General features: G+C 65.3%; 18 protein-coding genes, 1 pseudogene and 1 riboswitch. Of the genes and pseudogenes, 13 read left to right on the top strand and 6 right to left on the bottom strand.

Going from position 1 to position 23052, the window contains the following annotated elements; all coding sequences use genetic code 11:
* Nucleotides 1-37 precede the first annotated feature (37 nt).
* From BFL43_RS24110 to BFL43_RS24080, 7 genes are all read left to right on the top strand, one after another.
* Nucleotides 38-1501 (top strand): condensation domain-containing protein, encoded by a 1464-nt coding sequence (locus BFL43_RS24110; RefSeq protein WP_084895501.1) that lies wholly within the window; start codon nt 38-40, stop codon nt 1499-1501.
* A gap of 23 nt (nt 1502-1524) precedes the next feature.
* On the top strand, nt 1525-2868 hold the full coding sequence (locus BFL43_RS24105) for a condensation domain-containing protein (RefSeq protein WP_143695515.1): 1344 nt from the start codon (nt 1525-1527) through the stop codon (nt 2866-2868).
* 76 nt (nt 2869-2944) lie between these two features.
* Nucleotides 2945-3841, top strand: a complete 897-nt coding sequence (locus BFL43_RS24100; RefSeq protein ID WP_084895499.1) for a sulfurtransferase — start codon at nt 2945-2947, stop codon at nt 3839-3841.
* On the top strand, nt 3838-4254 hold the full coding sequence (locus tag BFL43_RS24095) for a SufE family protein (RefSeq protein WP_240498446.1): 417 nt from the start codon (nt 3838-3840) through the stop codon (nt 4252-4254). The genes BFL43_RS24100 and BFL43_RS24095 overlap by 4 nt, the downstream gene beginning before the upstream one ends.
* Nucleotides 4251-5705 carry a condensation domain-containing protein gene (locus BFL43_RS24090; RefSeq protein WP_084895496.1) on the top strand — a complete coding sequence of 485 codons (1455 nt, stop codon included), beginning with the start codon at nt 4251-4253 and terminating at the stop codon, nt 5703-5705. Before BFL43_RS24095 ends, BFL43_RS24090 begins: the two co-directional genes overlap by 4 nt.
* A 177-nt stretch (nt 5706-5882) precedes the next feature.
* Nucleotides 5883-7673, top strand: a complete 1791-nt coding sequence (locus BFL43_RS24085) for an acetyl/propionyl/methylcrotonyl-CoA carboxylase subunit alpha (RefSeq protein WP_084895728.1) — start codon at nt 5883-5885, stop codon at nt 7671-7673.
* A gap of 9 nt (nt 7674-7682) precedes the next feature.
* A complete protein-coding gene (locus tag BFL43_RS24080; protein WP_084895494.1) occupies nt 7683-8027 on the top strand; it encodes a hypothetical protein in 345 nt (114 codons plus the stop codon).
* Here BFL43_RS24080 and BFL43_RS24075 read toward each other — a convergent pair.
* A complete protein-coding gene (locus BFL43_RS24075; protein ID WP_276206119.1) occupies nt 8024-8620 on the bottom strand; it encodes an NTP transferase domain-containing protein in 597 nt (198 codons plus the stop codon). The two genes, BFL43_RS24080 and BFL43_RS24075, sit on opposite strands and share 4 nt — an antisense overlap.
* 203 nt (nt 8621-8823) lie before the next feature.
* On the opposite strand from BFL43_RS24075, the gene BFL43_RS24070 reads away from it, so the two are divergent.
* Genes BFL43_RS24070 through pucL form a run of 4 tightly spaced genes read left to right on the top strand, consistent with a single transcriptional unit; the run spans nt 8824 to nt 12642 of the window.
* The gene (locus BFL43_RS24070) at nt 8824-10824 is read left to right on the top strand and encodes a solute carrier family 23 protein (protein ID WP_084895491.1); all 2001 of its coding nucleotides are present in this window, start codon (nt 8824-8826) and stop codon (nt 10822-10824) included.
* Nucleotides 10825-10844: 20 nt separating this feature from the next.
* On the top strand, nt 10845-11384 hold the full coding sequence (gene uraD, locus BFL43_RS24065) for a 2-oxo-4-hydroxy-4-carboxy-5-ureidoimidazoline decarboxylase (RefSeq protein WP_084895724.1): 540 nt from the start codon (nt 10845-10847) through the stop codon (nt 11382-11384).
* On the top strand, nt 11381-11707 hold the full coding sequence (gene uraH, locus BFL43_RS24060) for a hydroxyisourate hydrolase (protein WP_084895489.1): 327 nt from the start codon (nt 11381-11383) through the stop codon (nt 11705-11707). The genes uraD and uraH overlap by 4 nt, the downstream gene beginning before the upstream one ends.
* A 26-nt stretch (nt 11708-11733) precedes the next feature.
* Nucleotides 11734-12642, top strand: a complete 909-nt coding sequence (pucL, locus tag BFL43_RS24055) for a factor-independent urate hydroxylase (protein WP_084895487.1) — start codon at nt 11734-11736, stop codon at nt 12640-12642.
* Between the two features lie 65 nt (nt 12643-12707).
* Here pucL and BFL43_RS24050 read toward each other — a convergent pair whose 3' ends face one another.
* The 5 genes from BFL43_RS24050 to BFL43_RS24030 all read right to left on the bottom strand — a co-directional run bounded on the left by BFL43_RS24050 (nt 12708) and on the right by BFL43_RS24030 (nt 19295).
* Nucleotides 12708-13331: an isochorismatase family protein gene (locus tag BFL43_RS24050; RefSeq protein ID WP_084895486.1), complete on the bottom strand. Its 624-nt coding sequence runs from the start codon at nt 13329-13331 to the stop codon at nt 12708-12710.
* Entirely contained in the window at nt 13328-15217 is a 1890-nt protein-coding gene (locus tag BFL43_RS24045; protein WP_084895484.1) for a hydantoinase B/oxoprolinase family protein, read from the bottom strand. The genes BFL43_RS24050 and BFL43_RS24045 overlap by 4 nt, the downstream gene beginning before the upstream one ends.
* Nucleotides 15218-15280: 63 nt before the next feature.
* A complete protein-coding gene (locus tag BFL43_RS24040) occupies nt 15281-17335 on the bottom strand; it encodes a hydantoinase/oxoprolinase family protein (RefSeq protein ID WP_084895482.1) in 2055 nt (684 codons plus the stop codon).
* A 59-nt stretch (nt 17336-17394) separates the two neighbouring features.
* Nucleotides 17395-18606: a CoA transferase gene (locus BFL43_RS24035; protein WP_084895480.1), complete on the bottom strand. Its 1212-nt coding sequence runs from the start codon at nt 18604-18606 to the stop codon at nt 17395-17397.
* 59 nt (nt 18607-18665) lie between these two features.
* Nucleotides 18666-19295 (bottom strand): GntR family transcriptional regulator, encoded by a 630-nt coding sequence (locus tag BFL43_RS24030; RefSeq protein WP_084895478.1) that lies wholly within the window; start codon nt 19293-19295, stop codon nt 18666-18668.
* A 129-nt stretch (nt 19296-19424) separates the two neighbouring features.
* Here BFL43_RS24030 and BFL43_RS24025 point away from each other — a divergent pair, with 129 nt between their 5' ends.
* A complete protein-coding gene (locus tag BFL43_RS24025; RefSeq protein WP_084895476.1) occupies nt 19425-20321 on the top strand; it encodes a hydroxymethylglutaryl-CoA lyase in 897 nt (298 codons plus the stop codon).
* 89 nt (nt 20322-20410) lie between these two features.
* A riboswitch (cobalamin riboswitch) is annotated at nt 20411-20615 on the top strand.
* A gap of 153 nt (nt 20616-20768) precedes the next feature.
* Nucleotides 20769-23041 (top strand): annotated as a pseudogene (metE, locus tag BFL43_RS24020) (5-methyltetrahydropteroyltriglutamate--homocysteine S-methyltransferase).
* The last annotated feature ends 11 nt before the right edge of the window (nt 23042-23052 follow it).

Here is a 23052-nt window from a genome sequence, read left to right as displayed (position 1 = left end):
CAGCGGGACGACTCCCCGGTACAGAGAGGCGCTCAACGTGATCATCACCGCGATGGATTGGTGGACCCCGGCCGGTGGCACCCTGCTCGAGTGGCATCCGACGCCGACGGCGCGGGAACGCGCGGCAGCGGCAGCCCAGGACGCGGGCCCCCTGTCATTCCTGCAGGAGAACCACATCAGGGCATGCCATGTCGCTCGGCAAGGCGGCGGTGACCACAAGGCCTATCTCGGCTCGGGCACCGACATCGACGGTGATCTCGATCGCAGTGCCCTGACCCGGGCATTGCGCAGCTTCGTACTACGCCATGAAGGTCTGCGGACCTGGTTCGACACTGACGGGGTCGCGATCACCCGACACCTCCTCGATCCCGAGGCCGTCGACTTCGAGGTCGGGGTGGCCGGAGAGTTCACCGAATCCGAACAATTCCGGGAGTACCTCCACAACCGCTTCGGGAATGAAGCGGTGGCAATGAGCTGGCCGGGTTTCGCATTCGGGGCGATCAGCCGCCCCGGCAGCTTCACCCTCTACTACGGGTGTGACCACGCGCTGAGCGACGGAGCCTCCCAGGCTCTGGCGCTCGCGGAGATCGCCGAGTTGTACGACGCCGAGATCACCGGAAGCGCACCGGCTCACTTCGCGAGCGCACCCACCGGCAGTTTCGTCGAGTACGCGCGGCTGGAAAATCAACTCGCCGCCGGTTTCGACGCCGACTCCGCCGAGATCGTCGAGTGGCGCGACATCTTCGATTCACATGGCGGATCCATGCCGGGATTCCCCCTGGACATGGGCCTGGCGCCAGGCGAGACGGCCCCGGTCCGCCCGGTCGAACTGAACCTGCTCGACGCCGACGGCATCGCCCGGTTCGAGCGCATCTGCGCAGAGGCCGGCGGCAGTTTTTTGTCGGGGATCTACGCCGCGGTTGCACTCACGGAGTACGAACTCGCCGCCCGCGCCGACTATTTCGGTATCTCGGTACTCGCGACGCGGTTGCTCGCCGACTTCGGGATGTCCCAGGGCTGGTTCTGCAACTTCGCCCCGGTCGCCTTCAAGGTCGAAGGCGCACGATCGTTCACCGATCTGGTGCCGGCCGCGTTTGCCGGCTACACCAGGGCGAAACGTCTCGCCGCCGTTCCCGCACAAAGCGTCATCGCCGCGCTGCTGGGTTCGGGCGCCTCGCCCGCCGACGTCGCGGCAAGTCCCAACCTCCTGTCTTACATCGATTTTCGCCGGTTCCCCGGATACGGAGGCCAGGCCTATGACCGCGGCGTGCTCTTCACCGGAGAAGGCCGGACCGCAAATGCCTCGATGTGGTTCAACCGCGACGACGATCGTCTCTACCTCGGCAGCCAGACCCCGGACACCACTCTGGCGCAGCTCCAGGTCAAGCGGTACCACGAACACCTGTGGTCGGTATTCGATCGAGTCGTCAGCAGCGGCGACTACGCTGTACCCAGTCCGGGACCCACGGTATTTGCGACGGAAGAGATGCGCCTGCCATGAACATCGGATCGAGGTAACCGCGCTTGCACGTCACCACCATTGACCACTACCTGCCCGATCCCGGCGACCTGATGCAGTGGACGGTCGATTCCGGAGCCGTTCGACCGGTGGCTTCGCCGGTACCGCCCTCGTTCAACCAGGGTTTCCACCTGAGCGGATCCGAAGGCGAAAGCGTCTGGCTCGCAGCAGCATTCGATATCGAGGGGCGGGTCGACGGCAAGGCACTCGAGCGCGCCTACCGCCTGTTGATCGCACGCCACGGCACGTTGCACAGTGCATTCGTGCGACGCGACGGCGAGATCGAAAGGGAACTCTACGACCCCGCCGAGCTGATCCTGAAACAGGAGCCGATGGCCCGAACGGACTCACCTGAGGGATTGCGGGATCTGCTGTGGAGCACGTTGAACACGGCGTGCCACCCGTTCGGTTTTCCCGCCTACCTGTTGGCAGCGATCGATCGGGCCGAGCGCTCTACCGTCTTCTGCGGCTTCGACCACGCGCACGTGGACGCGTACTCGATGTCGATCATCATCGACGACCTCTATCAGCTCTATCGCGGTTGCCTCGAAGAACCCGGCGGATTCTTCGCCGACACGATGCCGATGGCCGGCAGCTTCGTCGATTACTGCGCCGCTGAAGCAGAGGCCGCGATCGTCGGCCCCCGGGACCCGCGGATGCGCGCCTGGCTGAAGTTCTTCGACGAGCACGACAACACCCCTCCGGGTTTCCCACTCGATCTGGGACTCCCTCCCGGTCAGGCGGCACCTCAGGCCGTGGACCTGCGCGACCTGCTGGACGCGGACACCACCACCGCCTTCGAGGTGTTCTGCCGGCGCAATGGTGCATCCGTGTTCGCGGGCATGCTCGCCGCGATGGCACGGTGCGTCCGGGTTCTCGGGGGCGGCCCACAGATGTCACTACTGTTCCCACTGCACACACGCCGCTCGGAACAGTGGCGCGGTGCGGTCGGCTGGTTCACGACCAACGCACCGATCAAGGTGGCCGCGACCGAGGACTTCAGCGAATCCGTTCAGCGTGCCGGTCCGGCACTGCGCACGGCGGTATCCCTCGGCGAGGTGCCCGTCCCACACGTACTCGCCGCGATGGGAGGCCTCAACCATCAGCGAAGTGACATCTTCATGGTCTCGTTCGTCGACTACCGCGGACTCCCCGGCGCGGCCGCGCACGAGGACATCGGGGCGCACCACGTGTCCAACGTGACCACAGCCGACGACGCGCAATTCTGGATATCGCGGACCGAGCGCGGGCTCGCCCTGCGCACCCGGTATCCGGGCACCGAGGCCGCCGAGCCGGTCATCACATCCTTCCTCGATGAACTCTCCCGGTTCCTGCGGCAACCCTGGTAGCTCCACGAGCACCTCCCGCGCACTACGCTCGTGAGGTATTCGCCCCCGTAACGCCCAGCCGATTTGGAGCAAACCCGTGACCGTGGAGATCGACAACAACCCCGGCTTTGCCGAGTACGTTCACCCCGAGCGCCTGGTCAGTACCGAGTGGCTCAGCGCCCACCTCGGCACCGACGGTCTCAAGATCGTCGAATCCGACGAGGATGTGCTCCTGTTCGACATCGGGCACATCCCGACCGCGCAGAAGGTCGATTGGCATCTGCACCTCAACGACCCGGTGACCCGCGACTACATCTCCGGCGAACAGTTCGCAGAGCTGATGCGCAGCAAAGGAATCCGCCGCGATGACACCGTGGTCATCTATGGCGACAAGAGCAACTGGTGGGCCGCCTACGCCCTGTGGGTGTTCACCCTGTTCGGCCATGAAGACGTCCGCCTGCTCGACGGCGGCCGTGACGCCTGGTTCTCCGAGGACCGCGACATCACCTTCGATGTCCCCGATTACCCCGAATCCGACTATCCGGTCGTGCAGCGCGATGACTCGCAGATCAGAGCCTTCGCCGACGAGGTGAGGGCCGGCATCGGCACCGAACCACTCATCGATGTCCGATCCCCGCAGGAATACACCGGTGAGCGCACCCACATGCCGGAGTATCCACAGGAAGGTGCCCTGCGCGGCGGCCACATCCCCACCGCGGTGTCGATCCCGTGGGCAAAGGCCGCGGCCCCGGACGGGCGGTTCAAACCGGCCGCAGACCTGCGCGAGCTGTACTCGGACTTCGCCCCCGACCAGTCGACCATCGTCTACTGCCGCATCGGGGAGCGCTCGTCGCACACCTGGTTCGTGCTCACGCATCTGCTCGGTTTCGACAAGGTCCGCAACTACGACGGCTCCTGGACCGAATGGGGCAACGCGGTGCGGGCGCCGATCGTCACCGGCGACGAACCGGGCACCGCGAGTGGCACACGGTGACCGCGGCGCTCGACGAGATCATCGAGGACTTCGCCGCCCTCTCTGACTCGGAGAAGATCCAGCTGCTACTCGAGTTCTCCGACGAACTCCCCGAATTGCCGGATGACCTCGCCGAGGCGGCGATGGAACCGGTGCCCGAGTGCCAGTCACCGTTGTTCCTCTCGGTGGACGACACCGACCCCGACTCGATCCAGCTCTTCTTCAGCGCTCCACCACAGGCGCCGACCACCCGCGGATTCGCATCCATCCTGCATCAGGGCCTCAACGGGGCCAGCGCGGCGGAGATACTGGCCGTGCCCGGCGACTTCTACACCAGCCTCGGCCTGGACTCCGCGATCAGCCCGTTGCGACTTCGCGGGATGGCGGCCATGCTCGCCCGCATCAAAGCGCACCTGGGCCCGACGGGTCGATGAAGTTCATCCAGATGCTGGACCAGCCCGTCGAGCCGGGCGGGCTGGTCGAGTGGTCGCCGTACACCGATGGCGGATTGGCACACTGGAAGGCCGATTCCCGGCCCACGTCCCACAATCACGAGCAGCACCTGCGCTCGGCATTCGAGTACCGGCTTCGCCATCGCCGTGAAGGCGGACGCGAATCCTGGCTCGGGCTGGCCATCGATTTCGACGAGCCCCTGTCCATCCCTGCCATCCGCTCCACCTTCTCGATGTGGATCGACCGGCACGAGGTGCTGCGCAGTCATGTGGTCATCTGGGCCGACCGTCTGGCCCGGATGACGACGCCCCCCGGCTCGGTGAAACTGAGGATGGGCAAGGTCGGTTGGTACGGCGAACCGGGACCGCTCCTCGACCAACTCAGCGGCACCTTCGACCGCGCGACCGCACCATTGCAGTGGCCCGCATACCTTTTCGCGACGGTCGCCCGCGAACGTTCATTCACCCTGCTGTTCGCGGCCGACCATTCGCTTGTCGACGGTTACTCGCTGATCATGGCCCAGCACGAATTGGTGTCGCTGTACGCGGCGAGCCGACGCAAGGTCCAACCCGACCTGCCCGCCGTGGGTTCGTACGTCGATTTCAGCGCGTATCAGCGCCGTGAGGCGGACGCGGCAGGCAGCGATCACGAGGCGATCGCCGTGTGGTCGGACTTCCTGCGCGACACCGGCGGGAAGCTACCGGGCTTCGAGCTCGGCGGTGACGCCGACCCTGCCGAGCCCGAACTCGGCCACGAGCCCGGGACACACGAGCACGCCGAACTCACCCCGCAAGGGTCGATCACCGCCGAGCTGCTCGACGACGAACAGACCAACAGATTCACCGCTGTGTGTTCGGCGGCGGGCGGCTCACTCTTCGCCGGTGTCATGGCGGCGCTCGGCGCGGTGTACGCGGATCTCGGCGGTGGCCCGGTGATGCGGTGCGTCATCCCCCGCCACACCCGGGGCGACCAGCAGTGGTTCGGGGCCCTCGGCTGGTTCGTGGCGACCGTCCCGTTCCGGCTCGACAGCTCCCAGCCGGCCGACTTCGGCCAGGCGATCGGACGTGCCACCGAGGAACTGCGGCGGGTCCGAAAAGCATCGAGTCTGCCGTTCCTTCGCGTCGGGCAGATCCTCGGAAAAGAGTTCGACTTCCCGGAGCCGAAGTTCGTGGTGTCGTTCATCGATCTGCGTTTCGCGCCGGGTAACGCCGAGGCCGACGCCGGCCGGGCACGGGTTCTGCGCAGCCACAACTATTCGGCAGACGAGGTGTACATCTGGGTCAACCGCACGGCGTCGGGTCTGCGCATCTCGGCCCGCTTCCCGTCACACGGACGAACCCACAATCAGGTCGGCCGTTTCCTCGGCGCATTCGGGGATTTCCTCACCGCGATCGGCGACCAGAGCACCTACGGAAAAGTTACCCGCGAGTAGGAAAACCGCACCGAGCGAGCGATCTGTGGGTTGGGGTCGAGCCCGGAGAACGAGGTGCTTAGACTCCATTGAGTGCTGCCGACCACGACCCGTGGCCGCGGCGGCCGACGTACCGAGACATCGATACCCGAGACAATGTCGCCGACGCTCATCCACCAGCGCCCAACAGGAGATCAAGTGCCAAGTCACGCCAGCACAGCACTCACGAAAGTCCTCATCGCCAACCGCGGAGAAATCGCGGTTCGAGTGATCCGGGCCGCCAAGGACGCCGGCCTGTCCAGTGTCGCGGTGTACGCAGAACCCGATTCGGACGCCCTCTTCGTGAAGCTGGCCGACGAGGCCTTCGCCCTGGGTGGCCAGACCTCGGCCGAGTCGTACCTCGTCTTCGACAAGATCCTGGATGCCGCCGCCAAGTCCGGCGCCGACGCCATCCACCCCGGTTACGGCTTCCTGTCCGAGAACGCCGAGTTCGCCCAGGCCGTCATCGACGCCGGGCTCACCTGGATCGGGCCGTCCCCGCAATCGATCCGAGATCTCGGCGACAAGGTCACCGCGCGCCACATCGCCCTCAAGGCGAACGCCCCCATGGCACCCGGCACCAAGGACCCCGCCAAGGACGCCAGTGAGGTCGTCGCGTTCGCAGAGGAGCACGGTGTGCCCGTCGCGATCAAGGCAGCATTCGGTGGTGGTGGTCGCGGTATGAAGGTGGCGTACACGATCGAAGAGATTCCGGAGCTGTTCGACTCGGCGACCCGTGAGGCCGTCTCCGCGTTCGGCCGCGGCGAGTGCTTCGTCGAGCGTTACCTCGACAAGGCCCGCCATGTCGAGGCCCAGGTCATCGCGGACCAGCACGGCAATGTCATCGTCGCGGGCACCCGCGACTGCTCGTTGCAGCGGCGTTTCCAGAAGCTGGTCGAAGAGGCACCCGCCCCCTTCCTCACGGTTGAACAGCGGGAGAGAATCCACTCCTCGGCGAAGGCCATCTGCAAGGAAGCCGGGTACTACGGTGCCGGCACCGTCGAGTTCCTCGTCGGCGCCGACGGACTGGTCTCGTTCCTCGAGGTCAACACCCGCCTGCAGGTCGAGCACCCGGTCACGGAAGAGACCGCGGGCATCGACCTCGTGCGTCAGCAGTTCCGGATCGCCGCCGGCGAGAAGCTCGAGTTCACCGAGGATCCGACCCCCCGCGGCCACTCCTTCGAGTTCCGGATCAACGGCGAGGACGCCGGTCGTGGCTTCCTGCCCGCCCCCGGACCCATCAGTGTCTACAAGGAACCGACGGGCCCCGGTGTCCGCGTCGATTCCGGCGTCGTCGAGGGTGACGTCATCGGCGGTCAGTTCGACTCGATGCTGGCGAAGCTGATCGTCACCGGCGAGAACCGCGAGCAGGCGCTCGAGCGTTCACGTCGTGCTCTGGCCGAGTTCCAGGTCGAGGGCCTGGCCACCGTGCTCCCGTTCCACCGCCACATCGTCTCGAATCCCGCGTTCATCGGCGACGGCCAAGGCTTCGACATCTACACCAAGTGGATCGAGACCGATTGGGAGAACCCGATCGAGCCTTACACCGGCGCGCAGCCCATCGAGGAAGACGACGCCGAGCCACGCAAGACCGTCGTGGTCGAGGTCGGCGGACGTCGCCTCGAGGTCTCGCTCCCCGGCGATCTCGCTCTCGGTGGGGGCGGCGGTTCGAACGGCGCCGTCAAGAAGAAGCCGAAGTCTCGTACCCGCGCCAAGGGCGGCGCCGCCGCGGCATCGGGTGATGCCGTGAGCGCACCCATGCAGGGCACCGTCGTCAAGGTGGCCGTCACCGAGGGCCAAGAGGTCACCGCGGGCGAACTCGTCGTGGTTCTCGAGGCCATGAAGATGGAGAACCCGGTCACCGCCCACAAAGACGGCGTCGTGAAGGGACTGTCCATCGAAGCCGGTGCCGCGGTCACCCAGGGCACTGTCCTGTTCGAGCTCAAGTAGGACCGCACCATCGAGGCTGTCGAGATCAACGCAGGCGCATGGTATCTGCGCGCCCTGCGTGATGACGACCGGGTGACCGACCGGCCGGCGCTCGCGCTGGCCGGTGTCACCGACCCCGATTACGTGCGCGCCTGCGAACGCGGGTGGGATGACGAGACCCGATTCACCTGGGCCGTCTGTGAACCCACCACCGGCGAGATGCTCGCCGAGATCGCGATCGAACCGCTGGGCGACGAAGGCGAGGCCTGCCTGACCGGTTACGCACGCGAGGGCTACGACGAACCCCTCGCCGCTGCACGCCCGGTGGTCCGTAGATTCGCCGAGGGCGCACTGGGTTACACGATCGTCGGTTAGGGACGGGGCCTCGGATGGTCGTGATCGAGGCCGGTGCCGAGGTCGCCGCACTCGACGTCGATGACGTCGCCCCGGCCGGCGAAGAAGGGCCCCGCGCCGCGATCACCGCTCAGTGAATCGAGTACGGCGCCAAGGTGATCGGCACCGATGTATGCCGGATGGCCGATTTGCCCGAAGTGGGTCGCGCGGGCCAGTGCCCGGGGCGAAGGGCCTGCCGCGGCGAGCAGTCTCTCGACCTGAGGTGCCGAGACATCCGGAATGTCAACAACGTGTAAAACAACCCCGACCACACCCTGGCGGCCGCGGGCGCGAACAAGCCCCGCGCGCACCGACTCACTCAGTCCTTCACGCCACGTCGGTACCTGCACCGCCTCGGCCCCCTGAGGCATCGCCACCGCTGCCGCACCCACCGTGACGAACACCTTGCAGCAGCCTCCTGCCAACAGTGCAGCAACGCACAGTCGCAGCCAATCACCTTGTTCTGCAAGGATCTTCGGCATTCCATACCTGGTTCCCCCACCCGCGGCGAGCAGCACCCCCACGACCGTCGGAGCGCCGTCGAGCGAGACACCTTCCTCGGGCGAACCCTTCACAGCCACCTCCCAGACACCATGCGGCCGACGAGTGACAATCGCGAATTCATCGCATCGCACAGCCTGTCGGCGACGATATATTCGTTTTTCTCATCCTGCGGACAAGTCGAGTTGGGGTGATCCTTTCTCTGAGCAATGCGGCCGATCCGTGAAGTGTCGACCGCAGTGCGCCCTGAACGACCCTTCATCCAAGAGGTATCACGATGAGCAGCGAACCCGAGGCCGACTCCACAGCCACTCCCCCCGTTCTGCCTATGCGGAAGAAGCGGGTTCATCCTGTCGACGAGGTCCCGCCGGTCGGCAAACTCGCGGTTCTGGGCTTCCAGCACGTCATCGCGTTCTACGCGGGCGCAGTGCTGGTCCCGCTCATCATCGCCGGTGCCATCGGCCTCGACGGCGACGCACTCACGATGCTCATCACCGCCGACCTCTTCACCTGTGGTATCGCTTCCATCCTGCAGGCGGTCGGCATCTGGAAGATCGGTGTCCGGCTCCCGCTGCTACAGGGCATCACGTTCGCCGCACTCGCGCCGGTCATCAAGATCGCCAACGACAACGGCGGAGAACGCGTCGGGCTGCTGACCGTCTACGGGGCCGTCATCTGCGCGGGCATCTTCACCTTCCTGATCGCGCCGTTCTTCGCCAAACTGATCCGGTTCTTCCCTCCTGTCGTGACCGGAACCATCATCACCATCATCGGTATCGCGCTGCTGCCTGTCGGCATCGGTGACGCAACCACCGATCCCGCCACCCACACCTCGGACGCCGGCAACGGCCGCTGGCTGCTGTACGCGGTGGGCACCATCTTCCTGATCGTTCTCATGCAGCGCTTCTTCCGTGGCTTCTGGGCGACCATCGCGGTGCTGCTCGGCCTGGTGGTCGGGACCATCGTCGCCTGGATCCTCGGCGACACGAACTTCAGCGCTGTCGGCGAGGCCGACTGGGTCGGATTCACCCCGCCCTTCGCGTTCGGTGCACCACGCTTCGATCTCATCGCCATCGTGATGATGATCGTGGTCATGATGATCATCGCCGTGGAATCCACCGGGTCGGTGTTCGCAACCGGTGAGATCGTCGGCAAACGCATCAAAAAGGAAGACATCGCGGCCACCGTGCGCGCGGACGGCCTGGCCACCGTGATCGGCGGCATCTTCAACTCGTTCCCCTACACCGCGTTCTCCGAAAACGTGGGGCTTGTCCGTCTCACCGGAGTCAAGAGTCGCTGGGTGGTCGCCGCGGCCGGCGGCATCATGATCCTGCTGGGCCTGCTGCCCAAGACCGCCAAGATCGTCGAAGCCATCCCGGCCCCGGTGCTCGGCGGTGCCGCCATGACCCTGTTCGCCACGGTCGCCGTGGTCGGCATTCACACCCTCGGGAAAGTCGACTTCGCCGACCACCGGAACCTGATCATCGTCAGCACGTCACTCGCCATGGGTCTGTACGTGGAGTTCAGCCAGTCCTCGACGCCGTCGGAGGTCATCGTCGACGGCAACGTGGTCGAGGTACCGGGTATGTCCGGTGTCGACCAGGCCGTGCCCGGTGTGCTGCTGCAGATCCCGTTCGGCGCCGGAATCACGATGGGCGCCATCACCGCTCTACTGCTGAATCTGCTGTTCTTCCACACCGGCAGTCGTGGCGTGGCGATCGCGGGAGGCGGTTCGATCCGGCTTGCCGAGATCAACAAGATGTCGCTGGAGAAGTTCCGAGAGACCTTCGGCGGCCTCGTGCAGAACGTGACGTGGGTTGTCGACGCCGCGTACGAGCAACGACCGTTCGAGAACGCGCATGACCTGCGGGCTTCCTTCCAGGACGCGCTGCTCACAGGTAGCGACGAGCAACAGCTCGAACTGATCAGGGCGTTCCCGGATCTCGACGCCGAAGACGAGGTCGGCGACATGATCGCCTCAGATCACACCGCGTTGTCCAATCTCGAAGAGGAAGAGCACGATAACATCGTCGAGATGGCAAAAGCCTATCGTCAGCAGTTCGGTTTCCCGCTGGTGATCTGCGCCAGAGAGACCGAGCGATACGAGCGCGTACTCCGAAATGGCTGGACTCGCATGGACAATGCAGCAGGCAGCGAGAAGTCGTTTGCGCTGATCGAGATAGCGAAGATCGCCAACTACCGGTTCGACGATCTCGTGGCGGACGCCAATCCCATAGTCTCGGCGCGGTTCAACCGTTTCCAAGACGTAATGGGTTGATACGAAAGGCAGGAGAATCCGTGCGACGAGTCGACTGGCGCGGTGTCGAGAGCTTCAACGAACTGAGCGACCGCCAAGCCATCCACGCCCTCTACGAGTGCTGCACCTCCCGGATCTGGGCGATCCGGGTTGCGGCGGGGCGTCCGTTCACCGACGACGAAGCACTGTTCGAGCGTGCGGATCTGATCTTGGCCGAGCTCACCGAATCCGATCTCGACGAGGCCCTCGACGGGCACCCACGCATCGGCGACCGCGCCGACAACCCGTCGTCGGCCAGCGAGCAATCAGGGGTCGCCGGTGCCGATGCCGCGATCATCGACGAGCTCAAGAAGTGCAACGCCGAGTACGAGAGCAAGTTCGGTCACGTCTATCTGGTGTTCGCCAACGGCAGGCCGGCAGCGGAGTTGCTGGCCATTCTCAAGGAACGGATGGGCAATGACCCGCAGACCGAACGACGGGTCATGCGAATGGAACTGGGGAAGATCAACCGTCGGCGGTTGCGAGTGATGCTCGAGCCGGCCGTCCACTACGTCGACGAGGAGGAAGGTGCTCACCCGTGACCGGATTGAGCACCCACGTCCTCGATGCCGTCACCGGACTTCCCGCGCCCGGGTTGACGGTCTCATTACATGACGACGCCGGAGTCGAATTGGCCTCGGCGATCACCGATTCCGACGGCCGCATCGCTTCGGTGACCGGCGGCGACCTCGGCGAAGGCACCTATCGCCTCACGTTCGACACCGGTTCATGGTTCAGCGCGAGGGAGATCGAGAACTTCTACCCAGAGGTGACCATCGCGTTCGCCGTCGTGGACACCACACGGCATCATCATGTACCGCTGCTGCTCAGCCCCTTTGCATACTCCACCTATCGCGGCAGCTGACCGAAGAGAAAGAGACTAGAAGCACAATGGGCATCATCCTGGGCGAGAACCAGTACGGCAAAGCGGAGAACCGCGTGGTCCGGATCTATCGCGACACCCCGCGACACGAGATCAAGGACATCAACGTCGGTAGTGCGCTGCGCGGTGACTTCTCGGCCGCTCACACCGATGGCGACCAGCGTAAGGTGCTGCCGACCGACACCCAGAAGCAGACCGCGTACGCCTACGCCAAGGAAAAGGGTATCTCGAGCATCGAGCAGTACGGGCTCGACCTCGCCCACCATTTCGTCGATGACAACGACCCCGTCGACGGGGCACGTATCGAGATCGAGGAGTACGCCTGGGAACGCGCGGTCATCGACGGCAAGGAACACGACCACACCTGGGTTCGCAAAGGCCAGGAGATCCGCACCGCCGACATCACCGTCGAAGGCAAGGGTGATGCCCAAAACACCTGGGTCATCGGAGGTCTGAAGGATCTGGTTGTGCTGAAGTCGACGGGATCGGAATTCCATGACTTCCTCGAAGACGAGTACACCATCCTGCAACCGACCACCGACCGGGTGATGTCGACATCCCTGGTCGCGAAGTGGCGCTTCACCACCACCGACGTCGATTGGGAAGCGGTTTATCCCGCCATCAAGCAGATCATCGTCGAGACGTTCGCGACGGTCCAGTCATTGGCGTTGCAGCAGACGCTGTATCAGATGGGCAAGACCATCCTGGAGACCTACGACCACATCGCCGAGGTCAAGTTGTCCGCTCCGAACATCCACCACTTCGTCTACGACCTCTCCCCCTTCGGCGTGGAGAACAACAAAGAGGTGTTCAACGCCGACGACCGTCCCTACGGTTTGATCCAGGCCACCGTCACCCGAGACGATGCTCCCGACGCCGGTCCGTCATGGACGCAGCAGATGGCCTGGCTCGGTTAGCCCCATCCCGATGATGGGTCGTTTTGGGGAACAAAACCGCAGGTCGGGTTCGCCAAAACAACCCATTATCGGGGATTCAGCTGGGTCAGTGCGTCGGCGAGGGTGAGCACATCGGCGTACTTCGCCTGTAGGTCGAGCAGATTCGCCTCGTGCAACGATTGTTCGCGATCGCCGCAGGCATCCGAGACCACCAACGGGCGAAAACCGTGTTGCAGGGCGTCCGTCGCGCTGGCCCGGATGCAGCCGCTGGTGCTCAGTCCACAGATGTAGAGCGTGTCGATGCCGCGCGCGGTGAGGGTGGCGGCCAGCGAGGTCCCGAAAAAGGCGCTGGCATACTGCTTCGTGACCACCGTCTCTCCCGGCTCGGGACGAGGATCGGGCACGAAGTCCGCGAGCGGCGAGCCCTCCTCGAACACCTTGAGAGCCGGTATCTTCCGCACGAACAGACCACCGTCGATCCCACCGCGCTGATAGCTGACGCGGGTGAAGATCACCGGAATCCCCGCCGCGCGGGCCGCACCCACCAGTGCCGCCGACGCCGCGACAGCATCGGCGACCGGCGCCCGCAACGGCGAGGAGTCGGCCAGATAGGCCATCGCCAGATCGATGGCCAACACCGCCGGGCTCCGGCCCGGCCCGAGGCTTCCTGCGAAGCCCGACTCCAGGTACGACGAGAGCGTATCGCTCACGCCCGCACCGCCTTCCGCACGTTCACCGGTGGCCTCGGGGCCGGCAATCCGGTCTCGGCCTCACACCGCTCGAGGATCTCGGGGATCGACGGGCCCATGTCGAAGGTCTGGAGTTCACCGCGCTCGGAGCGAATGGCCTCCCGGCGGGCCTCGGTCGCCGCGCCATCGACATCTCCCTGCGCGGTGCACACGACGCCGTAGCCCTCGGCCGCCCCCTCGACACTGACCAGACCGCGCCGCACCTCGAGAGCCACGATCTCGGGATCCCGGTCGAGCGGATCACCCCAGCCACCACCGCCCCAGGTGATGAAGTGCAGTACGTCGCCGCGCGCGACCTCGACATCGTGGATCTTGCTCGGCAGCACCTCGGTCTCACCGGAGACACGTTTGATCCATTTCGCCCCGCGCGCACCGGGTTTGCCCCCGTTGACGCCCCACGGATAGGTGAGCCAGCGATCGTCGTGTATCGCAATGGTTCCCGGCTCCTCGAAGTAATACGCGACGTCGACACCGTTGCCACCACGATGCAATCCGGCGCCGCCGGTGTCGGCGATCGTCTCCCAGCGCTCGACCCGCAGGGGGTAATACGACTCGAGGTACTCGCACGGGATGTTCACGAACGAGGGCCACAGCGAGTGGCCATCCGGTCCGTCTCCGATCGGGCGGCCCGGAATCCCTCCGAAACCGATGGAGTAGAGCTGGAACCATTCGCCATCCCGCGAACCGCCGTCGTAGTGACCGGAATACATGAAGTGTGGCGACGACGAGAACCCCGCGGCATTGAGGATCTCCGGGTTTCCCTGGCCCAGCAGTCCGCCGAACAGGTCGAAGACCCGGCCGATTCCGTGGTTGCGACCGTTGAGCGCGGCCGGGAATCGCGGTTTCCAGAACGAGTCCTCGGGAATGGTCACGTCGATGAGCGGATAAAAGCCGTCGTTCCAGAGGATCTGGGGATCAGCGATGGTGATCACGTAGATGCCGAAGAACATCCGTACGAGATTCTCGTTGATGAAGTAGTTGATCGGCCCGACCGCCTGCGCCGCGTCGGCACTGAAGTCGAGATGGATCTTCTCGCCGTGCCGGGTCAATTTGATCGTCAGCTTGTAGGGGCCGTAACCACATCCGTCGTCGCAGATGTAGTCACTGAACTCAATGGTCTCGCCGTCGACGAACAGCGTCGCGAGAAGCACCTTCATGGCCTGGTAGTTCCTGTCGAGCAACGCGTCGAGCGCGGACAGATAGACATCGACACCGAAACGATCGCACAATTCGACGATCCGCCGGGAGGCGGTGGTGCACGCTGCGACCAGGCCGTTGAGGTCGGCGCGGTTCCAGTCGGGCATCCGCACCTGGTTCAGGATGATGTCGAGCGCGGTGTCGTTGAGTTCGCCCTTGTCGTAGAGCTTGAACGGCGGGATGATCACGCCCTCTTCGTAGATCGTGTGGGCGTCGGCGGGCATCGACGACGGGGTGCTGCCGCCGACGTCCGACATGTGTCCGAACATCGACGACCACCCGACCACCCGCCCGCTGTGGAAGATGGGAAGCACGATGAGCCAGTCGTTGGCATGGCTGATCGCGGCGCCGCAGGCGTAGGGATCAGAGGTCAGCAGGATGTCACCTTCGCCGACAGTGCCGTTGAAGTTGTCGAGAAAGTCGGGGACGGAGAGCCCGAACTGACCCACGACCATTTTCCCGCTCGGATCGGCGATCAACGGGAACTCGTCGTGCTGCTCCCGGATGCCCGGAGACAGCGCCGTTCGGAACAGCACCTCGTCCATCTCGTACCGGGCGTTGCGTAATGCGTTCTCGATGATGTCGAGGGTGACCGGATCAACCGGCACCTTGTTCACTCCGGTGGTGCTGGTTTCGATGATGGTGGCCATCAGATCTCCTACGAAGGTGGTGTATCTCGATCAGTTCGGGGGTTGAATCGGGCCTGCGTCAGATCAGACCGGGCGGATCAGCAGGCTTGCGCTGGTGTGGACGGTGGCGGCGTGCCCGGGCAGGACCAGGGTCGTCGAGTCCATCTCGGTGATCACGGCAGGTCCGGTGACCACGTTGCCTGCCAGGAGCTTCGAACGGTCATAGATCCCGGCGGAGACATGCGCGCCGTCCATCCAGACCTCACTCGTCCGGGCGAGCGCAGCGGACGCGTCGGCGTCGCCTTCCGGCAACGCTTTCCACGCCACCTCGGGTCGCGGACCACTCACCGTGACGCGCAGATTGATCACCTCACGCTCATTCTTCAGCAGGAACGAGAACAGCCGCTGGTGCTCGGCGTCGAAGGCCTCACCGAGGCCGGCGAGGACCTCGCCCCCTGCCAGTACCTCCGGGTCCAGATCGACGGGAATCTCGAATCCCTGGCCGTGGTAGCGCAGATCCACCTGATACTTGGCGGTCTGCTGGTCGGCGGGCACCCCTTCGGCCGCAAGCCTGGCGGCGGCGGACTCGGCCAACTCCGCCAGCGCCGAACGCAATTCGTCGTCGGTGGTCTCGGAGAAGGCGCGGATCAGCGTGCGGGCACTCTCGTCGCGCAGACAGGTCGTGGCGTCACCGTAGGCGCACAGCACCCCCGGCGAGGGTGGCACGATGACCGGCCACGATCCGGTGAGCCTGCCCAGCGCATTGACGTGTAGCGGGCCGGCGCCACCGAACGACACCAGCGCGAAGTCCCTGGGGTCGAAACCCTGCTGGACACTGACCAATCGCAGCGCACCGAACATGTTCTCGTTGACGATATCGACGATGCCCGCCGCGGCGACCTCGGGACTCTCCAGCCCCATCGCGTCGGCGACGCCTGCGACCGCAGTGCGCGCGGCGTCGACGTCGAGGGATACCTCACCGCCGGCCAATCCGCTGGGCAGATAACCCAATACGACGTTGGCGTCGGTGACGGTCGGTTCCGTGCCACCGCTGCCGTAGGCCGCAGGTCCGGGATCGGCACCAGCGGACTGCGGACCCACCCTCAGGGCCTTGGTCAGCTCGGGGACATGGGCGATCGAGCCCCCGCCGGCTCCCACGGTGCGGACGTCCACGCTGGTGGCCCTCACCGCGAGATCACCGACCTTGGTCTCTCGGCCGATGCGGGGCTCCCCTTTGAGCACGAGTGCCACATCGGTGGAGGTGCCACCCATGTCGAAGGTCAGGAAATCGGTGAATCCTGCCTGCTCGGCGAACCAGACAGCGCCTGTCACGCCGCCCGCAGGCCCCGAGAGCAGCAGGGAGACGGGATCCTCCGCGGCCTTGGCCGACTGCACGAGCCCACCGTCGCTGCGCAGGATCGACAGCGGGGCCTCGATCCCCTTGTCGCGCAGGGTTGCGTCGAGGTTGCGGACGTATCGCGACACCTCTGGCTGTACGTAGCTGTTCGCGACAGTGGTCAGGGTGCGCTCGTATTCGCGCATCTCGGGCAGCACGTGGCTGGAGATCGACACCGGGATGCCGGGCAACTCTTCGGCGGCCCACGCCGCGACCTGCTTCTCGTGAGCATCGTTGGCGTACGAGTTGATCAACGAGATCGTGAGCGCCTCGATCCCCGCCCCCGACAGTGAGCTCAGTGCCGCACGGGCCTGACCCTCGTCGAGCGCCGTCACCTCCGATCCGTCGGCGGCGAGTCGGCCGACCACCTCGACCGTGTCCTCGAGCTTGGCCAATGGTTCAGGTTTGGGCCAGATGATCCAGCCGGCCAGACCGCCCGGCACGAATGACCTGGCGATCTGCAGCACCTGCCGGAATCCGTCGGTGGTCACCAGCCCTACCTTGGCGCCCTTGTGCTGCAGGATCGCGTTGGTGGCGACCGTGGTGCCGTGGAGTACCTGCCCGACTTCAGAAAAGTCGATAGCCGCTTCGGCGCACACCTTGGTGACGCCGTTCATCACGCCGATCGACTGATCGGCAGGGGTCGAGGGGGTCTTGGCCCGGAACGTGGTTCCGGAGGTCTCGTCGAGCAGCAGCACATCGGTGAATGTGCCGCCGACGTCAACTCCGAGCCGATATCGCATGCGGATCTCCAGTGATGGTTGGGTGTGGCCAATGATGGTTGGGGTGTGAAGGGCTGGTGTCAGATAGTGCCGCGCCCGGCGAGCGCGGCCTGGTCGGAGTCGGTGAGTCCGAGCAGCGCGCCGTAGATGTCAGCGTTGTGCTCACCGAGTGCGGGGCCGGCGTGCCTGACGGCGCCGGGGGTCTTGCTCAGCTTCGGGAACACCCCGTGCATGGGGAACTCCCCGAAGTCCGGGTGGGCCAGCTTCACGATCGCCTCACGCGCCGCGAAGTGCGGATCGGCGAACATGTCGCTCGCGGTGTAGATCCGGCCGGCCGGGACCCCCGCCTCGTGGAGCAACTCCAGCAGTTCGTCGGTGCCGCGCTCGGCGGTCCAGGACGCGATCAACTCGTCCAATTCGTCCATGTTGACCCCGCGGGAGGCGTGGTCACGGTACCGCGGGTCGTCGATCAGATCGGTCCGGTCCATGGCGGTCGCCAAACGCCCGAACACGCTGTCCTGGTTGGCCGCGACCAGGATCATGCTGTCCTCCTTGGTCGGATAGACGTTGCTCGGTGCGATGTTCGGCAGGACCGAACCCGTCCGCTCGCGCTGATAGCCGCCGATGGCCCATTCGGGCAGAAGCGACTCCATCATGGCGAGCACGGCCTCGTAGATGGCCGAGTCGACGACCTGCCCGACACCTGTCTTCTCTCGATGGTGAAGGGCGGCCAGGACACCGATCGTCGCGAAGACCGCTGCCAGGGAATCACCGAGTGAGATCCCGGCGCGGGACGGTGCGTTCGTCGGATCGCCCGTCACATAACGGATCCCACCCATCGCCTCGCCGATCGAACCGAACCCGGCCCGGGCGGAATACGGACCACTCTGGCCATAACCGCTGACCCTGGCGACGATCAGCCCCGGATTGATCTCGTGCAGTTCTTCGACACCGAGGCCCCATCGTTCGAGTGTCCCCGGCCGGAAGTTCTCGACGACCACGTCGGCCTCGGCAATGATCCGACGGGCCAGATCCTGGCCTTCGGGACTTCGGAGGTTGCAGGTGACCGACTTCTTGCCGCGGGCGACGACCGGCCACCACAGCGACTTGCCGTGTGCCTTCTCGCGGCCCCACTGTCTCATCGGGTCGCCCACCCCCGGTGATTCGAGTTTGATCACCTCCGCACCGAAGTCGGCCAGCAGCTGACCACAAAACGGCCCGGCCAACAGCTGACCCATCTCGACGACCCTGAGGTCGGTCAACGGTCCGGCGGGTGCGTCTGCAGTTGTCATCGCATGAACTCCTCACTCGGCCGGGCATCGACGACCGGCTCGGTATCTACTGTGAGCGCTTATAACAGCACGGATTTGGCGGCCCGTACGTGTGCTCGCATAACTGACTCGGCCCACACCTCGTCGCGATTGCGCAACGCCGCCACCAGATCCCGGTGGTGAGCACAGCTGCGGGTGAGATCTTCGGGGGCATACCGGTGGAACGTGCGCATGACCAGCGGCAGCTGGATGACGGCACCGAGCATGGTGGTGAGCCGGTTGCTGGCCGCGGCGGACCGCACGATGGCGTGGAACTCGTCGTTCAGCTGCGCGACGAGGTCGAGACGTTGCCGGGGTCCGGGAACCGCGGCGACCTCCATCAGGTCACACAGTTCGGTCATGCGATCGAGGTCCTTACCGTCGATACGGCTCGCGGCGCGGACCGCGGCCATGGCCTCCAGCGTCATCCGGAGGTCGTAGATCTCCTCCAGGTCATCGGCCGTCCACTCGTAGACCCTTGCCCCGCGATGGGGCAAGACCTCGACCAATCCCTCCATCTCCAGGCGGCGTAGAGCCTCACGCACCGGCGTCCGGCTCGCATCGGTCAGCTCTGCGATCTCGACCTCACCGAGGCGCGCGCCGGGCTGGTAACGGCCATCGACGATGGCATCCCGGATGTGCGCGTACACCCGGTCGACAGCACGAGTCATTGATACCTCCGCATCTTCGTATTGTTCACAATCTAGGTAGCGAAACTGATTCTGTCCCGCATTTGAGTGTTAATTCTTTATTTCGCCGGGGCTATTGCATACAACTAGGGTCGTAGGCAAAATGGACCAATGACTGCGACAACGCTGGTGGAGGTCAGCCCCCGCGACGGGCTGCAGAATGAGCAGACCCTGCTCTCGGTCGACGAGAAGGTCGAGCTGATCGCTCGCAGCGTCGCCGCGGGCGTGAAGCGCATCGAGGCAGTCAGTTTCGTCAACCCCAAGAGGGTGCCGCAGATGGCAGGCGCCGAAGAGGTGATGGCGCAGGTACCCCGATCGGCCGACGTGTCGTACATCGGGCTCGTCCTGAACCGCCGGGGACTCGAGCGCGCGCTGGCAGCGGGGGTCGATGAGGTCAACGCTGTGGTGGTTGCCACCGACGAGTTCAGTACCCGGAATCAGGGTTGCACTGTGGCGGAGGGTATTTCGGCCTGGGAGGACATCGCAGCCGAAGCGAGGGCAGCGGGGGTTCGCACGACGGTGACGATTGCGGCATCGTTCGGATGTCCGTTCTCCGGTGAGGTCGACCCCGCGTGGGTGATCGAACTCGCCGGCAGACTGGCCCAGGCCGGTCCCGACGAGATCGCGTTGGCAGACACCATCGGTGTGGGGGTGCCCGCACAGGTCCGCACCCTGGCGACAGGTCTCGCGCGCGTCGCGCCGGATGTGCCGCAGCGCTGGCATTTCCACAACACCCGCAACACCGGCTATGCCAATGCCCTCACTGCGCTCGAGACCGGTGCGGCCGCCCTCGATGCCAGTATCGGTGGCTTCGGCGGCTGCCCCTTCGCGCCTGCGGCGACAGGCAACATCGCCTCCGAGGACCTCATCTATGCGCTGAACCGGTCCGCGGTCAGCACGGGTGTCACTCTTGACACACTCACCGACGCCGCCACCTGGCTGGGCGCACGGCTCGACAAGGACGTGCCCGCTCTGCTGGGCCGAGCAGGCAACTTCCCAGACGCCTGAACCGCCCAGAAGCCGGTAGGGTTAGACTCGCCGGTGCAGTTGGTTTGACTGCAGCCTGGTCCGGTGCGGAGCCCCGCGGTGACCGGCTGACGTCAGAGAAGCGTCGCAGCGTCGACGTGAGAGGGAACCCGGTGAGATTCCGGGACTGTCCCGCAGCGGTATACGGAAGCGACCGCCGTCAGAGCACTGGAGAACTCCTGGGAAGCGACGGCCACTAGGTTCGGCAGCTGTGCCTTCCGGCACACCCGCCGGGTGCCGTGAGTCCGAAGACCTGCCGGCTGTGCCGGACACGCCGTGTCCGGCGGCACGCCGCCTCGTGGAATGGGTGGGTTGCCGAGGAACGCCGCATGGCGGAGCGCTGTCTTCTGCCACGGCAGCTTTTTGGGCTTCTTCGGCGTCCGTCTTCAGGTGGCGACCATCCGTCGCAAATTTTGGAGGACGTCCATCGTGACTGCCGATTTCTTCACCACCACCATCACCGGTGCCGCCCGGATCGGGCCGAACCGGGAACTCAAACGCGCCACCGAGTCCTACTGGGCCGACCGGATAGATCGAGCCGAGCTCGAGAGGGTTGCCGCCGGCCTGCGCCGCGACACCTGGACGGCACTGACCAAAGCCGGCCTGGACTCCGTTCCGGTCAACACCTTCTCGTATTACGACCAGATCCTCGACACCGCGGTGATGCTCGGTGCGCTACCGGCGCGATATGCCCGCATCGAGGACGACCTCGACCGCTACTTCGCCGCCGCCCGCGGCAACACAACAGTGACCCCGCTGGAAATGACCAAGTGGTTCGACACCAACTACCACTACCTGGTCCCGGAGATCAGCGATGACATCACCTTCTCGCTACATCCGGAGAAGGTGCTCGGCGAACTCGAAGAAGCTCGTGCACAACATGTTCCGGCCCGGCCGGTCATCGTCGGGCCGATCACGTTCCTGTTGCTGAGCAAGGCTGTGGATGGCGGAGTCCCACCCATCAACCGGGTGGATGAGTTGACGCCGCTGTACGTCGATCTCCTCGGTCGGCTCGAGGACGCCGGCGCCTCCTGGGTTCAGATCGACGAGCCCGCTCTGTGCACCGACCTGAGTCCCGAGGTCCTGGCCGCCGTCAGCCGCGTGTACAAGGCGATCGCCGCCGACTACAGCCGGCCCGCGATCAGTGTCACCAGCTACTTCGGCGACCTGCGGGAGGCCCTTCCGGCGCTCGCCAAGACCAGCATCGAGGGTCTCGGTATCGACCTCGTCAGCGCGGATCCCGATGCCATCGCGGCGGTTCCGGAACTTCGGAGCAAGCACGTCGTCGCCGGTGTGGTGGACGGCCGCAACATCTGGCGCACCGATCTCGACAAGGCGCTCGCCACCCTGGGCACGCTTCTCGGCTCCGTCGGTTCGCTCGCCGTCTCGACATCGTGCTCGACCCTGCACGTGCCCTACAGCCTCGACCCCGAGGACGAACTCGACGACGAGTTGCGGAGCCGGCTCGCCTTCGCTGCGGAGAAGGTCTCCGAGGTGGTGACGCTGTCGCGGGCGTTGCGACACGGACGCGACACCGTGCGTGAGGAGTTCGCCGCTTCGGCCGCGGCACAGGCCTCACGTGAGGCCGATCCCCGTTTGCGCAACAACGACATCCGCGCGCGGCTGTCGTCGGTGCTCTCCGGTGGCGTCACCCGCGGACCGGCCGCGGAGCGTCTGGTCGAACAAACCGAGCGTCTGGGTCTGCCCCCGCTCCCGACCACGACCATCGGTTCCTACCCGCAGACCTCGGCCATTCGGGTCGCGCGTGCGCAGCGCCGTTCCGGCGAGATCGACAACGCCGAATACGTGCGGCGCATGCAGTCGGAGATCGCCGATGTCATCGCGTTGCAGGAAGAGCTCGGACTGGACGTGCTGGTCCACGGTGAACCCGAACGCAACGACATGGTGCAGTATTTCGCCGAGCAACTGGACGGGTTCTTCGCCACAGCGAACGGGTGGGTGCAGTCGTACGGAACCCGTTGCGTGCGACCACCGATTCTCTACGGCGACGTGGCGCGCCCGGCGCCGATGACCGTCGACTGGATCACCTACGCGCAGTCACTGACCAGCAAGCCCGTCAAGGGCATGCTGACCGGTCCTGTGACCATTCTCGCGTGGTCATTCGTTCGCGACGATCAGCCCTGGCCGACACCGCGAATCAGATCGCCCTGGCGATCCGCGACGAGACGGTGGATCTGCAATCGGCCGGTGTCGCCATCATCCAGGTCGACGAGCCCGCATTGCGAGAGTTGTTGCCACTGCGATCATCCGACAAACCCGGCTACCTGCAGTGGGCGGTCGGTGCATTCCGGCTGTCGACATCCGGGGTTGCGGACTCGACGCAGATCCACACCCACCTGTGCTACTCGGAGTTCGGTGAGGTCATCGGTGCGATCGCAGATCTCGACGCCGACGTGACCTCGATCGAGGCCGCCCGGTCACACATGGAGGTGCTCGACGACCTCAACGGCATCGGGTTCTCGAACAGCGTCGGTCCGGGCGTCTACGACATTCACTCGCCGCGCGTCCCGTCGACCGACGAGATCACCGAATCACTGCGCCGCGCACTCGAGGCCGTTCCCGCCCAGCGGCTCTGGGTCAATCCCGACTGCGGCCTCAAGACCCGCGGGCCGATCGAGGTCAAGGAATCTCTCCGAAATCTCGTGGCTGCCACCGCAGCGGCCCGAGCCGAACTCGCCTGACCGATGATGTG

This window comes from Williamsia sp. 1135 (assembly GCF_002095395.1).
GTDB lineage: Bacteria > Actinomycetota > Actinomycetes > Mycobacteriales > Mycobacteriaceae > Williamsia.
Note: the sequence above shows the minus strand (reverse complement) of the source record. Positions and strands in the feature narration are given on the sequence as shown.

Bases quoted from the DNA above. Each gene is read 5' to 3' on its own strand.
- BFL43_RS24090 (WP_084895496.1), top strand. From the start codon at position 4,251: ATGAAGTTCATCCAGATGCTGGACCAGCCCGTCGAGCCGGGCGGGCTG.
- BFL43_RS24070 (WP_084895491.1), top strand. From the start codon at position 8,824: ATGAGCAGCGAACCCGAGGCCGACTCCACAGCCACTCCCCCCGTTCTG.
- pucL (WP_084895487.1), top strand. From the start codon at position 11,734: ATGGGCATCATCCTGGGCGAGAACCAGTACGGCAAAGCGGAGAACCGC.
- BFL43_RS24045 (WP_084895484.1), bottom strand. From the start codon at position 15,217: ATGGCCACCATCATCGAAACCAGCACCACCGGAGTGAACAAGGTGCCG.
- BFL43_RS24040 (WP_084895482.1), bottom strand. From the start codon at position 17,335: ATGCGATATCGGCTCGGAGTTGACGTCGGCGGCACATTCACCGATGTG.
- BFL43_RS24035 (WP_084895480.1), bottom strand. From the start codon at position 18,606: ATGACAACTGCAGACGCACCCGCCGGACCGTTGACCGACCTCAGGGTC.
- BFL43_RS24030 (WP_084895478.1), bottom strand. From the start codon at position 19,295: ATGACTCGTGCTGTCGACCGGGTGTACGCGCACATCCGGGATGCCATC.
- BFL43_RS24025 (WP_084895476.1), top strand. From the start codon at position 19,425: ATGACTGCGACAACGCTGGTGGAGGTCAGCCCCCGCGACGGGCTGCAG.